The 13,550-nt window shown below is 65.4% G+C and carries 11 protein-coding genes and 2 tRNA genes; 8 read left to right on the top strand and 5 right to left on the bottom strand.

The features are described from left to right. Window positions 1–89: 89 nt before the first annotated feature. The 3 genes from AC4BCK_RS13440 (at window position 90) to AC4BCK_RS13430 (ending at window position 1,447) form a co-directional block, all read left to right on the top strand. Window positions 90–163, top strand: a tRNA-Met gene (locus AC4BCK_RS13440). A gap of 136 nt (window positions 164–299) precedes the next feature. Beyond that, window positions 300–373: transfer RNA gene (locus AC4BCK_RS13435), tRNA-Met, on the top strand. A 141-nt stretch (window positions 374–514) separates the two neighbouring features. Next, entirely contained in the window at window positions 515–1,447 is a 933-nt protein-coding gene (locus AC4BCK_RS13430; RefSeq protein ID WP_174176395.1) for a cytochrome b/b6 domain-containing protein, read from the top strand. A 36-nt stretch (window positions 1,448–1,483) separates the two neighbouring features. On the opposite strand, the gene AC4BCK_RS13425 is transcribed toward AC4BCK_RS13430, so the two are convergent. From AC4BCK_RS13425 to AC4BCK_RS13415, 3 genes are all read right to left on the bottom strand, one after another. Further along, window positions 1,484–2,917, bottom strand: coding sequence for a cryptochrome/photolyase family protein (locus AC4BCK_RS13425; protein ID WP_363938232.1), 1,434 nt, complete (start codon window positions 2,915–2,917; stop codon window positions 1,484–1,486). A gap of 101 nt (window positions 2,918–3,018) precedes the next feature. Next, the gene (locus AC4BCK_RS13420; RefSeq protein ID WP_251421125.1) at window positions 3,019–3,810 is read right to left on the bottom strand and encodes a PspA/IM30 family protein; all 792 of its coding nucleotides are present in this window, start codon (window positions 3,808–3,810) and stop codon (window positions 3,019–3,021) included. A 101-nt stretch (window positions 3,811–3,911) separates the two neighbouring features. Further along, a complete protein-coding gene (locus AC4BCK_RS13415) occupies window positions 3,912–5,945 on the bottom strand; it encodes a TPM domain-containing protein (protein WP_251421127.1) in 2,034 nt (677 codons plus the stop codon). Between the two features lie 287 nt (window positions 5,946–6,232). Between AC4BCK_RS13415 and AC4BCK_RS13410 the strand changes: the two genes are divergently transcribed. The 5 genes from AC4BCK_RS13410 to AC4BCK_RS13390 all read left to right on the top strand — a co-directional run bounded on the left by AC4BCK_RS13410 (window position 6,233) and on the right by AC4BCK_RS13390 (window position 11,807). Beyond that, a complete protein-coding gene (locus AC4BCK_RS13410) occupies window positions 6,233–7,882 on the top strand; it encodes a S1C family serine protease (RefSeq protein WP_366276481.1) in 1,650 nt (549 codons plus the stop codon). Between the two features lie 109 nt (window positions 7,883–7,991). Next, window positions 7,992–8,996, top strand: a complete 1,005-nt coding sequence (locus tag AC4BCK_RS13405) for an IS481 family transposase (RefSeq protein ID WP_174182309.1) — start codon at window positions 7,992–7,994, stop codon at window positions 8,994–8,996. A 264-nt stretch (window positions 8,997–9,260) separates the two neighbouring features. Continuing rightward, window positions 9,261–10,061: an electron transfer flavoprotein subunit beta/FixA family protein gene (locus tag AC4BCK_RS13400; protein ID WP_174176574.1), complete on the top strand. Its 801-nt coding sequence runs from the start codon at window positions 9,261–9,263 to the stop codon at window positions 10,059–10,061. 14 nt (window positions 10,062–10,075) lie between these two features. Beyond that, window positions 10,076–11,023 carry an electron transfer flavoprotein subunit alpha/FixB family protein gene (locus tag AC4BCK_RS13395; protein WP_174176385.1) on the top strand — a complete coding sequence of 316 codons (948 nt, stop codon included), beginning with the start codon at window positions 10,076–10,078 and terminating at the stop codon, window positions 11,021–11,023. Window positions 11,024–11,027: 4 nt separating this feature from the next. Then, window positions 11,028–11,807, top strand: a complete 780-nt coding sequence (locus tag AC4BCK_RS13390) for a PIG-L deacetylase family protein (RefSeq protein WP_490566018.1) — start codon at window positions 11,028–11,030, stop codon at window positions 11,805–11,807. A gap of 81 nt (window positions 11,808–11,888) precedes the next feature. On the opposite strand, the gene AC4BCK_RS13385 is transcribed toward AC4BCK_RS13390, so the two are convergent. Together AC4BCK_RS13385 and AC4BCK_RS13380 are read right to left on the bottom strand one after the other, a co-directional pair. Next, window positions 11,889–12,794: an anti-sigma factor gene (locus AC4BCK_RS13385; protein WP_400601092.1), complete on the bottom strand. Its 906-nt coding sequence runs from the start codon at window positions 12,792–12,794 to the stop codon at window positions 11,889–11,891. 1 nt (window position 12,795) lies between these two features. Further along, window positions 12,796–13,404: a sigma-70 family RNA polymerase sigma factor gene (locus tag AC4BCK_RS13380; RefSeq protein WP_194734616.1), complete on the bottom strand. Its 609-nt coding sequence runs from the start codon at window positions 13,402–13,404 to the stop codon at window positions 12,796–12,798. Between the last annotated feature and the right edge of the window lie 146 nt (window positions 13,405–13,550).

The raw sequence follows: 13,550 nt of genomic DNA, 5'->3' as shown, positions 1-13,550 counted from the left end.
GGGGCAGGTGCCGTTTGCGTTGGCGAGACGGAGGTCACGCTTCCACGATTTGGCCTCGTGTTCACGGACCGGTAAAGTAGTTCTTGCGACGCGGGGTGGAGCAGTTCGGTAGCTCGCTGGGCTCATAACCCAGAGGTCACAGGTTCAAATCCTGTCCCCGCAACTGATGGAAGCATCCGGACACTGGAAACAGTGTCCGGATGTTTTTTGTTTAAGCCCCGGGGACTTCCTGCCGACCCAGGCGAAAATTCCCGAGTGGAAAACGCGGCCGGAAAACTAGGGTAGTGTTGTTTCAGCGACGCGGGGTGGAGCAGTTCGGTAGCTCGCTGGGCTCATAACCCAGAGGTCACAGGTTCAAATCCTGTCCCCGCAACTATGTGAAGACCCTGACCGGCTACCAGCCGGCCGGGGTCTTCTTTTTTCCGTGGATACGTGCAGTTCCTAGTATTCTCTTTCGCAGAGCCTCACACGCCGTGAGCACTTGGCCAGTCATTCTCGAGAGGAATGTTGTTCGATGTCCACACCCACGAAGAAGCCCCGTACCGCGGCGGGTCAGCGGTCGCGACTCTACTGGGGGGTGCCTGCCGTCCTCGGAGGGCTGGTCCTGGTGGTGCTGGTTGCCAGGTGGCTGATGGGGCTGCCCGCCGTCGCTTCCTTCGTGGCTGACTATCCGGGCCATTCGGAGCTTCCGGACAATGCCCCCGTGGGCTTTCCCGCCTGGCTTGCCTGGCAGCACTTCCTGAATGCGTTCTTCCTGCTGCTGATCATCCGTACCGGATGGCAGGTGCGGACCACTACCCGCCCCAGCGGGCACTGGACACGGAACAACAAGGGCCTGATCAAGACGAAGAACCCGCCCACCAAAATCAGCCTTGAGCTGTGGTTCCACCTGACGCTGGATGTCTTGTGGATCCTCAACGGCCTGGTGTTTGCGGTGCTGCTTTTCGCCACCGGCCAGTGGATGCGGATCGTGCCCACCAGCTGGGACGTCTTCCCCAACGCGCTCTCCGCGGCACTGCAGTACGCGTCCCTGGACTGGCCTACCGAGAACGGCTGGGTCAACTACAACGCGCTGCAGTTGCTGTCCTACTTCGCCACAGTCTTCATTGCCGCTCCGCTGGCGTTCATCACGGGCCTGCGGATGTCCGGTGCCTGGCCCAAGAAGGCTGCCGGCCTCAACAAGGCGTTCCCCATCGATTGGGCGCGCGCCGTCCACTTCCCGGTGATGATCTACTTCGTGGCCTTCATCGCCGTGCACGTCTTCCTGGTGCTCGCCACCGGAGCCCTGCGCAACCTCAACCACATGTACGCCGTGCGCGACGACGACGGGTGGTTGGGTTTCTGGGTGTTCCTCGCCTCGGTGGTGGTCATGGTGGCCGCCTGGTTCCTGGCGCGCCCGCTGTTCCTGCGGCCCATCGCGTCCCTGATGGGCAAGGTCAGCCGCTGACGGGCGCCTGGCAGCAGCCCACGCCCGTGGAGCGGGTCAGCTGTCCCTGAGCTTCTGGTAGGCCTCAAGGGCCCGCTCCCTGGACTCGGGCAGGTCCACCAGGGGCCCTGGATATCCCTCCAGTTCCACGCCGGCCTTCCAGGGCTCGTGGATCGTCTTTCCGTCCAGGTCCGCCAGCTCGGGGAGGTAGTGGCGCAGGTAGGTGCCCGCGGCGTCGAATTTCTTGCTCTGGGTGACGGGGTTGAAGATCCGGTAGTACGGTGAGGCGTCCGCTCCTGAGCCGGCAACCCACTGCCAGTTGGCGGGATTGCTGGCCGCGTCCGCGTCCACGAGGGTGTCCCAGAACCAGGCTTCCCCGACGCGCCAGTCCGTCAGGAGGTTCTTGACCAGGAAAGACGCCGCGGCCATCCTCACCCGGTTATGCATCCAGCCGGTCTGCCACAGCTGGCGCATGCCTGCATCGACGAACGGATACCCGGTCCGGCCCTGCTGCCAGGCTTCCAGCTCATCCTTGCCGGGCTTCTCCCATTCGAACCGGTCGAAGTCCGGACGGTAGTTGCGGGTGGCAAGATCCGGGTTGGTGTATAGAAGGTGCCAGCAGAATTCCCGCCAGCCGAGCTCCGAGCGGAAGATGCCGACGTCGGCAGGCACCTTGTCCGGGTAGCGGCGGCGGATCTGCCGCCACACACGGAAGGGGCTGACTTCGCCGAACCGCAGATGGGGTGAAAGCCGGCTGGTACCTTCCACCCCGGGGATATTCCGGCCGGTTCCGTATTCCTCCGCCGGCCCGTCCAGGAAATCTTTGAGCCGGCGCCCGGCGCCGTCCTCGCCCGGCTCCCAGACCGCGGCGAGTCCGCCGCTCCAGTCGGGGGTGGAGGGCAGGAGTTCCCAGCCATCAAGGGTGTCGCCCGCCTGCGTGGTCCCGGTTGACTTCGGGGGCGCCGGCAGCGTTCCCGGAACCTGGAGGGGATCGCGGATATCAGCGCCGGCAAGGCAGGCCCGCCAGAACGGCGTGAACACCTTGTAGGGTCCGCCGGCGCCGGTCCGGACAGTCCAGGGCTCAAACAGGAGGTTCGCCTGGTAGCTCGAGGCGTGGATACCGTTCTCAGTGGCCCACGCCTTGACAGCGGCGTCCACCGTGCGCTCCGGCCGGCCGTAGCGGCGGTTCCAGAAGAGGTGGCGGGCGTTGGTTTCGGCTGCGAGCTCCCTGACGACCTCTTCGGCCGGCCCGCGGCGGAGGAGCAGGCGGGAGCCTTTGGCTTCCAGTGCACCCGCGAGTGAGGCAAGGGAATGGTGCAGCCACCACTTCGTGGCTCCTCCAAGCGGCCGGACGCCTTCTGACTCCTCATCGAGGACGTAGACGACCGTCAGGGGCAGCCCGAGCGCGGCTGCTTCGGAAAGCGCGGGGTTGTCATCAAGCCGAAGGTCGTCGCGGAGCCAGACGATGGAAGTCTCAGTGGAGGAGGCCATGCAACCACGCTACACACTGGCGGGAACGGATAGGGCCGGGGCCATCAGTGGCCCCGGCCCTACCGGTTGTCTCTAGAGCAGGCGGAACGTCCCGCCGCCGGTCAGAGTTTGTCGAAGTCTGCTTCGTCCACCGTTGAGCCCGTTGCTGCCGGGCCTGCGGCGCCGAGGGCCGGCTTCGACGAGTTGCCGGACTTCAGCGCGGCCAGGCGTGCCTCGATCTCAACCTGCTCACCGAGGTCCTCCAACTGGTTGAACTGCGCGTCCAGGCTTGAGGCTGCGAGTTCCTGCTGGCCACGGACCTTGGCTTCCTCGCGGCGGATTTTCTCCTCGAAGCGGCCCACTTCGCTGGTGGGATCCATGAAGTCGATGCTCTTGATGGCATCGTGGACCTGGGACTGGGCTGCAGCGGTCTTGGACCTGGCCACCAGCTCATTCCGCTTGCTGGTCAGCTCGTTCAGCTTGCCCTTCATCTGGTCCAGGCCGGTCTTGAGCTTGTCCACCACTTCACGCTGGGAGGCGATGCTGGGTTCTGCCCCCTTGGCCTCATTCTCGGCGGACATCTGGCGCTGCAGGGCCACCTTGGCAAGGTTGTCGAACTTCTCGGCATCAACAGTGTCGCCGCTGGCCCGGTATTCGTCCGCCTTCCGCGACGCCGCGAGGGCTTTGTTGCCCCAGTCCTGTGCGTTCTTAACGTCCTCGCGGTAGTCATCCTCGAGCATCCGCAGGTTCCCGATGGTCTGCGCCACGGCGGACTCGGCCTCCGCGATGTTGTTCGTGTAGTCCCGGACCATCTGGTCCAGCATCTTCTGGGGATCCTCAGCGTTGTCCAGCAAGGTGTTGATGTTTGCCTTAGCCAGCTGCGCGATACGGCCAAAGATGGACTGCTTAACCATGTTGCTACCTTTCGTCCTGCTCTGTGGTGACCACTGAAATCAGTGAACAGTTGTGGTGTGGCTTGTGCGGGGCCCGGAAAGCGGGTCGGAGCCAACGGCGATCAGAAACTTCCGGAGTCGCCTCCGCCGAAATCGCCTCCGCCGAAGTCTCCGCCGCCCCAGCCGCCGCCGTCGCTGTGGCCACCACCCCAGCCTGCGCCGCCGCCTCCGTTGAGGATGGAGTTGATCAGGATGCCGCCCAGGATGGCGCCGCCGAGGCCTCCGCCGCCGCCTCCGCCAAACATGCCGCCGCGGCCGTAGCCCTGGTTGGCGTAGCCACCGAAGTGGTCAACGTCAGCCTGTGCCAGCTGGGCTGCCTGCGCTGCCAGGGCGTGCGCCTGCTGGGCGTAGGTCAGGGCAGTAACAGGATCGGTGCGTGCAATAGACAGTGCGTAATCCAGGTTTCGCTGGGACTCGGCCAGGCGTGTGCGTGCTTCTGTCCCCACACCGCCGCGGCGGGCGGTGATGTAGTCCGAAGTTGCGCTGATCTGGGCCTGGGCAGACATGATGGTCTGCTGGAGCGAGGCCTGTGCCCGGCGGGCCTGTTCCTGCTGGTCCCTGATGCCGCTGAGGGCCTGGTCCAGTGACTGGTGGGCAGTCTCGACGCGCTGCAGGGTGGCAATGGGGTCGATCTTGCCGCCCTGGATCTCCGCCTTGACCTGCGCCAGGGCATTTTCAACTCCGGCGACCGGACCGGCGAGCTCGGGGTGCGCCCCCGACTGGATCATGGCCCGTGCCTGGGCGAGATCCTGGGAGGTGTCCACTACTGCGTTCTCGAGGCTGCTCCGGGCTTCATCCAGGTTGGAGGAAACCCTGGCGATGGCGTCGAGGAGGACGTTCGTCTGGTGCAGGCTCTCTTCGGCTGCGCGGACTGCCACTGCGGCAAGGCTACCTTCGCCCTCAGCCAGCTTCTGCTGCGCGGTGGCGGTAGCGTTCTGCACGAATGCCAGGCGTTCCTTGGCCTGCAGGATGTTGTCGGAAACCTGGGTCAGGGCACTTTCCGCATACTTGGCACGGAGGGAGGTGAGGGACTCTTCGGCACTGGAGATTTTCGAGTCCGCTTCGCGCGCACCGGCGTTGACTGCTGCCAGTGCCTGCGGTGCGTTCTTCTCGAGTTCACGCAGGGAATCGAAGTCGGCCTTCTGCTCCTGGAGGGATGCCAGCGCGGCTTCGGACCGGCGGATGATCTCGCCGAGCCACGTCCGCTGCTGCTCTTCAGTGTCGGGGATGTGATCGTCCAGCTGCTGCTGCAGCTTGAAGGATTCGCTCAAGTGGGCCTTGGCTTCATGCAGCGCCTTGGTGAAATTGCCGACGGCGGAGTCACCGTACTGTGCCTGGGCGAACATGAGTTCCTGCTCGCTGGACTTGATGGCGTCGTCCGCCTCGATCAGGAGGGAGCCGCCCTTGCGGCGAAGTTCCTCGATGCTCAGCGACGCGAGCGGATCGAGTTCAGCGCCCTGCGGACCGTAGCTGGCATTCGCTGCCTGCCCGGCTGCCTTCTTGCGCTTGTTGCGGAAGTAGAGGTAGGCGCCCGCACCGCCAACGGCCACTACGCCCGTTCCTACGAGGACTGCAGCGCCGGCGCCTTCACCGGAGGGGACGTTGCCGGCGCCGCCACTGGCGGCATCCCCGATCGCCGCCGCCGTGTCAATTGCTGCCTGGGCGAAGTCGGGATTTCCACCGGCAAGGTTGGCCGTAACCGCGTTCTGGCTTATGGCTCCCTGCTTGGACTTGATGGGGCTGGCAGAGTTCAGGGCAAAGCTGAATTTGCCGTCGTCTTTTGCTATGGCGAGGATAGCGTCGGACCTCCCCATGCCCTTCTGCGTGGCAACGGCTGCGGCCCAGTCTGCTGGCACAGTTGGGTTGGTGAACCTGTCTACGGTCACGACGTAGAGGTTGTATTTGTGGTCCTTCAGCAACTTCTGGATTGCCTCTTGGACTTCCCCCTCGCGGCTTCCGAGCACATCCGCGTTATCCACGATGTTCTGGCCGGAGGGGATAGAAACCGGATCCTCGGCCCAGGCCGCGCCAGCGGGCAACGCCAGGAAGGCGGTAAGGCCGATCACGGCGAATAAACGTTTGAACTTTGACCGCATGTGCAACCCTTCAGCACGCCTGACACCGATTCGGGACGAATCAGTCGTCTCAGAATCCAGCAGCGCCCCCACGCTTGGTGTGAAGCCGCAGGTCGCTGTGGCAATTCATCTTGATTCTATGGTGCACCCCACAGCCCGTCCATCGGCCCGAATATGCCAGCAGCGAAACGCCGGTCCGCACGTCAGCCGCGCCAGGAACCGGCGCTCAGGAAGCTCTCAGCAAACATCCGAGCTTGTTCCAGCCAGGGAGTCCATAGTTAATGCAGACGAGGATGAAAGGAAGTCCCATGACTGAGAACCAGACGCCGGGTCCGGCTTCGCGGAACAGCGGCCAGGACCGGCAGGATCCCTGGGGGCAGAACAACGGGCAGGCAGAGGGGCCGGCCGCGGGGGATCAGCCGGCAGGTGCTCCCGGAGCGAATGTATCCGGCCCCCGCCAGTACCCCACCGACCGCATTGAGCAGCAGGGCACCAACCCCACCCAGGAACTCCCCGGAGCCCAGCGTCCCGTCTATCCCCAGCGGCAGCCCTCCTACGGCGGGCAGTACGCGGCGGGGCAGGACCCGTCCGCCGCGCAGGCGCCCGGGCACCAGGCGCCCCACCCCGGCTACGGCTATACCGGCCAGGAAAACCAGTACGCGGGCCAGGGCCACGGCACCAACAACCTGACTGGTGCCAACAGCGCCCACAGCGGGACTGCCTTTACCCCCAACCCCAAGGACGCGCCACGGCGGAAAGCGACATTCGGCGTGGGCACCCTCGTCGCCAGCATCCTCGCGGCCGGACTGGTGGGAGGGGGAGTGGCCACGGTCGGTTCCGCGGAACTTTTCGGCAACACCGGATCGGGTGCTGCAGTGAGCAGCAACAGCCAGCCCGGGACGGTCATCGTCAACAACAAGGACAACGTCAACGCCATAACGGCAGCTGCCCTGAAGGCCTCGCCCAGCGTGGTGACCATCAGTGCCTCAAGCGGCGGCTCCGGCGGCACGGGCTCCGGGATCGTCCTGGACGACCAGGGGCATATCCTCACCAACACCCACGTCGTCACCCTGGACGGCCAGACGGCCGACGCTGCCCTGGAAGTGCGGACCAGTGATGGGAAGGTTCTCACCGCCAAACTCGTTGGCACAGACCCGTTGTCTGACCTCGCAGTGATCAAGGTGGACAACGCCTCCGGCCTGACCCCGGCCACCCTGGGCGATTCCGGGAAACTGAACGTGGGGGACACCGCCATTGCCATCGGCTCGCCGCTGGGCCTGACCGGCACCGTGACCGACGGCATCGTTTCAACGCTCAACCGGACCATCAGTGTTGCCTCCGCGGCCGCCCCCGAAGAGGGGGACAACGCCGAGGGCGATGACGAGGGCGGATTCCAGTTCGCGCCTCCGGGCGGCGGACAGAGCCAGCAGACGGCCGACCAGGGCGAGATCTCCATTAACGTCATCCAGACCGACGCCGCCATTAACCCCGGAAACTCCGGCGGTGCACTGGTGAACAGCAGCGGCGAAGTGATTGGCGTCAACGTGGCCATCGCGTCCGCGGGATCGAGCGCATCCTCGACCAGCGGCAACATCGGCGTTGGCTTCAGCATCCCCATCAACCATGCCAAGCGGGTGGCTCAGGAAATCATTGACACCGGCAAGGCCTCGCACGGCCAGCTGGGTGTCAGCGTCAAGAAGAAGACGGCCTCAAGCGCCGCTTCCGGGTTCTCGGTGGGCGCGGACGTTGCCACCGTGGAGGCGGACTCTGCGGCCGGCAAGGCAGGGATCAAGGTGGGCGACGTGATCACCAAGTTCAACGACCTCGCCATCGGGGAACCGGAGCAGCTGACCGCGGCTGTCCGGGAACAGCCCGCCGGGTCCAGCGTCAAGATCACGGTCCTGCGAAACGGCAAGGAGCAGACGTTCGACGTCACGCTGGGCGCCGCCGCCAGCTAGGTGTACTGTCCCGGCTGGTTGATGACACGGGGATTGATTTGACGCAATAAGAGGACCTCCGGGTGTTGTGTGGTGCTTGTCGAGAGCGAACACAAACCAGGAGGTCCTCGTGTCCCACCGTAACGCGTTTTTGGCCTATTCGGGGCGTCTTCAGCTGGCCCGGTGCATCGTGGTTGATGGCTGGCCTTTGCGCCGTGCTGCCGAGAGATTCAACGTTTCCGTCCCGACAGCCGCGCGCTGGTCCCGCCGCTATCGGGAGTTGGGTGAGGCTGCGCTGGAAGACCGCAGGAGCCGGCCCCTGACGTGCCCGCACCGGACCCGGATGCGCACCGAACGGCGTGTGCTGGGACTGCGCGTGAACCGTCGCTGGGGTCCGGCCCGGATCGCGTACCACCTGCACCTGAATGTCTCCACGGTCCACCGCATCCTGACCCGCTACCTGTGTCCGCCGCTGCGCTTCACCGACCCGGCCACAGGGATCAGGATCCGCGGCCGAGACCACGCCCGCCGATACGAATATGCCTGGCCCGGGGAAATGATCCACGTGGACATCAAGAAGCTCGGCCGCATACCCAACGGCGGCGGACACCGCGTTCACGGCCGGGTACAAGGCGAAGCGAACTCCCGGGCCAGGAACCTCGCAGAAGGCCGGTCCAAGGACCGCGGCCAGGTCCGGGGCTATACCTTCCTCCATCACGCAGTGGATGACCATTCCCGATTCGTATACTCCGAGATCCTGCCCGACGAAACCAAAGAGACAGCCTCGGCGTTCATGCGCAACGCCATCACAGCGTTCACCGCCCGGGGCGTCAAAATCCAGCGGGTGCTCACCGATAACGGCTCCTGCTACCGCTCCCGCGCCTTCGCCGCTGTCCTGGCCGAGGCCGGCATCAAGCACAAACGCACACGCCCCTACCGGCCCCAAACCAACGGCAAGGTCGAACGCTTCAACCGCATCCTCCAAGAGGAATGGGCCTACGCCAAGGCCTACAACTCAGAAGCCGAACGGCAAGCCTGTTACCCAGACTTCATCGAGTACTACAATCAGCGCAGGCCCCACACCGCACTCAAAGGCGCCTCACCGGCCAGCCGTGTCACCAACCAACCGGGTTAGTACAGCTAGCACGGTGCCGGCAACACATCCAGGCTGAACCTACGACGGCGGCGTCCCCCTTTGGCGGGCGCCGCCGTCGTGATGCATCCGCCGCGCACAGCGGCGGGGGAGCGCTGACACAGGCGTTAACGGAAGAGGGCGCCGGGGCACGCCTATATGGTTAGCTAGGAGCTACCCGCATGCCGGGGCATTCCGCGGCCATGACCTCACCCGGCTGGCTGTCCACAAGCATGGAAGGCTGCTGTAAACACAGTGGAAGATACATTGAAGATCATCGTCCTGGTCAAGCATGTACCGGACGCCCAGTTTGACCGCCACCTCACCGGTGAGGGCTACACGACTGACCGCGACGAGAGCATCCTGTCCGAGCTTGACGAATACGCCCTTGAGGCGGCGCTGCAGCTGGCCGAAGCCCGTGGCGGAGCGAAAGCGGGAAACCAGGTCATCGCGCTGAGCATGGGCCCCTCGGGTGCCGTCAACGCCATCAAGAAGGCGCTGCAGATCGGTGCAACCGAGGGTGTGCACCTCACCGATGACGCCCTGGCAGGTTCGGATGCCGCGGCCACGTCGCTGGCGCTGGCTGCCGCCATCCGGCACCTGGGCAGCGACGCCCCCGTGGACCTGGTCCTGACCGGCATGGCGTCAACCGACGGGGAAACCTCGCTGGTCCCCGCGCAGCTTGCGGAGCGCCTGGACCTGCCGCAGGTCACCTTCGCCTCGTCGCTGGAGGTCGACGGCGGCCGGCTTACCGCACGCCGGGACGCCGACACGTCCTCCGAGACAGTGGAGGCCCCGCTGCCGGCAGTGGTTTCGGTGACGGACCAGATCAACGAGCCGCGCTACCCCAACTTCAAGGGCATCATCGCTGCCAAGCGCAAGAGCATCACCACCCTCTCCCTTGCTGACATCGGGGTGGACCCGGCGCAGGTTGGGCATGCAGGGTCCTGGACCAGCGTGCTCAGCGCCGAGGAACGTCCGCCCCGCACCGCCGGCACCATCATCACCGACGAAGGCGACGCCGGCATCAAGCTCGTTGACTTCCTGGCCGCCCAGAAGCTGCTCTAAGAGGGACCACAGACATGGCAAAAGTACTTGTATACATTGACAACCCCGGCACGTCGCTCAAAAAGAGCAGCCTCGAGCTGCTCACCCTGGGCCGCGCGCTCGGGGAAACCGCGGTTGCCCTCAACGGAAAGCTGCACGACGACGTTGCGGCCGCCTTTGCGGAGTACGGCGTCGGCACGGTGCTGCTTCCCTCGGCCGAGGACCTTGATGATTTCCTGGTGGCACCCAAAGCGGCCTACCTGGCCGCTGCCGCCGGGCAGGCCGGGGCCGATATCGTCCTGCTCGACAACTCGCCGGAGGGCAAGGAAATTGCTGCACGGGCAGGAATCCGCCTCAATGCGGGCGTCATCACGGACGTCGTGGCAGTGGACGCGGACGGCACCGCGCACAAGTCGGTCCTGGCCGGCTCCTACAACACCGCCTGCAAGGCCGGAACTGCAGTGAGCGTCCTGACCGTGAAGGCGAACAACGTAGTCCCCGAACCCGCTGCTGCTCCGGCCGCGCTGGAGACGGTCACCGTTGAGGTTCCTGCCGTCAGCGCCGCGGCCCGGATCACCGCCCGGGAACAGAAGGTTGCCAGCGGCCGCCCGGACCTCACGGACGCACGGATCGTCGTAGCCGGCGGACGCGGCCTGGACGGGGACTTCGGGCCGGTGGAGGAACTGGCCGATGCCCTTGGAGCGGCGGTGGGCGCCTCCCGTGCGGCCACCGACGCCGGCTGGATCAGCCACGACGCGCAGGTGGGGCAGACCGGAAAGACCGTGTCCCCGCAGCTGTACATCTCGGCGGGCATCTCCGGCGCCATCCAGCAGAAGGCCGGCATGCAGACCGCAAAGGTCATCGTTGCCGTGAACAAGGATGCCGAATCCCCGGTGTTCGAGATCGCGGACTTCGGCATCGTCGGGGACCTGTTCGACGTCCTCCCGCAGGCCACGGCAGAGATCAAGAAACGAAAAGGCTGATTCTTTGACTGCTTTTCCCCAGCCGGCACAGAGCCCGTTCAACCCGGACGAACACCGGGTTGGGCGGGTGCTCTGTTTTGCGGCGCACCCCGACGACATCGATTTTGGTGCTGCCGGCACCATCGCTGCCTGGACGGCCGCGGGCGTTAAGGTCAGCTACTGCATCATGACCGACGGTGACGCAGGTGGCTTTGACCCCGCGCACCGGGCCGACATCATCGCCCTTCGCGACGCGGAACAGCGCCGGGCCGCCGAACTGGTGGGGGTTACCGACATCCACTACCTCCACCAGCGGGATGGGTACCTTGAACCGTCGCACGAGGTGATGAAGGGCGTGGTGCGGCTGATCCGGGAATTCCGTCCCGACGTCGTGCTGTCCATGCACCCGGAACGGAACTGGAAGCGCATCCAGAAGAGCCACCCGGACCACCTCGCGGTGGGGGAGGCCGTAACGCGTGCCGTGTACCCTGCCGTGGAAAACCCGTTCGCCTACCCGGAACTTGCCGAGGCCGGACTGGAGGCCTACAAGCTTCCCTGGCTGTGGCTCTACGCCGGGCCCGAGGAGCGGGAAAACCACTTCGTGGATGTCACGGAGCACGTGGAGTCCAAGCTCGGGGCGATCCATGTCCATGTCAGCCAGCACCCCGACGTGGACGCCATGGAGGCAACCGTCCGGCGGGGCATGCGGGACAACGCCGGCCGGGCGGGCCTTGCGGACGGAAGGAGCGCTGAGGCCTTCCACGTGGTGGCTGTCAACGGACCCGGGACCATAGCCGGCTTTTGAGGACACAACAGCGAAAGCGCCCCGTTCCTTCCCTTGACGGAATGGAACGGGGCGCTTTGTGCGTCTTCCCGGGCTTGTGCCTTATGCCCCCAGCGGGGCAGCGGCAACGGTGGGCAGGGTGGGGGACTGGGATCCGCCTGCCGGCTCAACAGTGATCCCGAGCGCTGCGGCAGAGGAGATCCCCTCCACCACGGCGGGCTTGGAGAGGGCTTCCTCATCCATCAGGCCTTGGGACACCGGCGCGGAGCCATCCTTGGGGATCAGCCACATTTGGTAGACCTTCCCCGCCGGCGGGGCGGGAACGCCGTTCATCTTGACGACGGCGGCGTCCTCCGATGAGGAAATCAGGAGGGTCGCTGTGCCGCCACCGGCCACGTCAACCGATGCTTCCCGCAGGTCACCGGCGCGGACCACCTGGTTGAGGGGATCGTTCTGGTCTGCCAGGTAGGACCCGACGCCGACGCCGCCCAAAGCTATGGCGGCGGCAGCCGCGACTCCGGCGAGCCAGCGGCGGGTGCTGCCAGGCCTGCGCCGTTCCTCGCGGCGCTGCCGGGCCCGGGCGAGTTCGTCTCCGCCGCCGGGCTGCACACTGGCCGGCTGCGACGCTACGGGCTGCCCCGGTGCGAACTGTCCTGCTGCACTTTGTCCGGGTGCAGGTGGAGCCGGGGTATTTGCGTCCGGCCCGCTGCCCTGGGCAGGGAGTTGGGCAACGATACGGTCGAAAAGGTCAGCCGGAGGCTGCTCCTCGACACGGAAGGTCCTTACGAGGGTTTCCCTTGCCTGGCGCACCCGGTCGAAGAACTCGGTCCGTTCCGCTGCAGGCGCGGCCGACATGTACTGTTCGATCGCCCGGCGTTCCTCTTCAGTTACTGCATCCAGTGCATAGAGTTCGGCCAGGTCCACGGCCCGGCCGGAAGCGAGGTCCATGGCAACGGTGTCGCCAAAGGAACCGGAACGGCCGTTGCGGCCGCTGTTGGTTTCAGTCATCTCAACTCACCCCCAGACAGGTCTTCAGTCGGATCAATCCATCGCGGATTCGGGATTTTATGGTGGGCACTGCGGCGTTCAGGCGTTCGGCAACCTCACGGTAGGTAAGCCCGCCGTAGTACGCCAGGCGCACAGACTCCTGTTGCGTTTCGGTCAGTGTTTCCAGGCACCGCACCACGGCCTCTGCCTCCAGCCTGCTTCCCACCTGGTCGGCCACGGAGTCGTGGTCGATGTCCTGGGTGCTGGCGCCGTACTTGGCCTCGCGGTCCGTGGAGGACTGCGAGGAACGGACCCTGTCCACGGCCCGCCGGTGCGAAATGGTCATCAGCCAGGAGAGCGGACTCCCTGCCTTGGGGTCGAACTTCGATGCGTTCTGCCACACCTGGAGGAAGACCTCCTGTGTGGTGTCCTCGCTAAGTTCGGGATCGATCAGGACCCTGCGGGCCATCCCGAAAACGCGGCGTGACGTCAGCTGGTAGAACTCGGCAAAGGCCGCCTGGTCACCCCGGCCTATGCGGTCCAACAGGACTGAAAGCCGTTGGCTGAGGTCGGCCGGAGGGTCTGTCACCGCGGCCTGGGCCTCGGAATGTGGCGCGTTGGGGGTTTCCATCACTACCAAGCATAAGTCTCCGGACCGCGAATCCTCAGCAGTAGCGCCGTGGCTGCTGCGGGAGGTCCTGGAACCTGACTCCAGCAATGTCACCTGCAGCTCCTCGAACGCCTGGGAATGTTGTCAGGAGTGATTCGGAACAGCCG

The organism is Pseudarthrobacter sp. As-47, assembly GCF_058215595.1.
The sequence above is the reverse complement of the archived record's forward strand: the minus strand, read 5'-3'. Positions and strand labels throughout refer to the sequence as shown.

What these genes read in the sequence shown, in the direction of transcription:
- AC4BCK_RS13430 (WP_174176395.1), top strand. Translation starts at nt 515, where the DNA reads ATGTCCACACCCACGAAGAAGCCCCGTACCGCGGCGGGTCAGCGGTCG.
- AC4BCK_RS13425 (WP_363938232.1), bottom strand. Translation starts at nt 2,917, where the DNA reads ATGGCCTCCTCCACTGAGACTTCCATCGTCTGGCTCCGCGACGACCTT.
- AC4BCK_RS13420 (WP_251421125.1), bottom strand. Translation starts at nt 3,810, where the DNA reads ATGGTTAAGCAGTCCATCTTTGGCCGTATCGCGCAGCTGGCTAAGGCA.
- AC4BCK_RS13415 (WP_251421127.1), bottom strand. Translation starts at nt 5,945, where the DNA reads ATGCGGTCAAAGTTCAAACGTTTATTCGCCGTGATCGGCCTTACCGCC.
- AC4BCK_RS13410 (WP_366276481.1), top strand. Translation starts at nt 6,233, where the DNA reads ATGACTGAGAACCAGACGCCGGGTCCGGCTTCGCGGAACAGCGGCCAG.
- AC4BCK_RS13395 (WP_174176385.1), top strand. Translation starts at nt 10,076, where the DNA reads ATGGCAAAAGTACTTGTATACATTGACAACCCCGGCACGTCGCTCAAA.
- AC4BCK_RS13385 (WP_400601092.1), bottom strand. Translation starts at nt 12,794, where the DNA reads ATGACTGAAACCAACAGCGGCCGCAACGGCCGTTCCGGTTCCTTTGGC.
- AC4BCK_RS13380 (WP_194734616.1), bottom strand. Translation starts at nt 13,404, where the DNA reads ATGGAAACCCCCAACGCGCCACATTCCGAGGCCCAGGCCGCGGTGACA.